The sequence below is a fragment of the Siccirubricoccus soli genome, from assembly GCF_024178315.1.
Classification (GTDB): domain Bacteria; phylum Pseudomonadota; class Alphaproteobacteria; order Acetobacterales; family Acetobacteraceae; genus Siccirubricoccus; species Siccirubricoccus soli.
The window spans coordinates 1-320 of record NZ_JAMZIK010000326.1 but is presented as its reverse complement, the minus strand read 5'-3'; the positions used below and the strand labels follow the sequence as shown (position 1 = coordinate 320).

The window sequence follows — 320 nt, the reverse complement described above, 5'->3', positions numbered from 1 at the left end:
TGGGTGCTGCGGCAGGCCTGCCGCGAGGCGGCGCGCTGGCCGGCGCCGCTGCGGGTCGCGGTCAACCTCTCCCCCGCCCAATTCGCCGGCCGCGTCCTGGTCGATGCCGTGACCGCGGTGCTGCGGGAGACCGGCCTCGATGCCGCGCGGCTGGAGGTTGAGATCACCGAGGCGGTGATGCTGCAGGACACCAGGACGACCCTGGTCACCCTCCACCGGCTGAAGGCGCTCGGCGTCCGTATCGCCATGGATGATTTCGGCACGGGCTATTCCTCGCTCGGCTATCTCCAGCGCTTCCCCTTCGACAAGGTGAAGATCGA

At 69.7% G+C, this 320-nt stretch carries 1 protein-coding gene; it reads left to right on the top strand.

Features of this window, described 5'->3' with window-relative positions:
* Positions 1 to 320 (top strand): EAL domain-containing protein (locus NJ376_RS28585; RefSeq protein WP_252956731.1); only part of this gene is annotated, 320 nt, incomplete at both ends.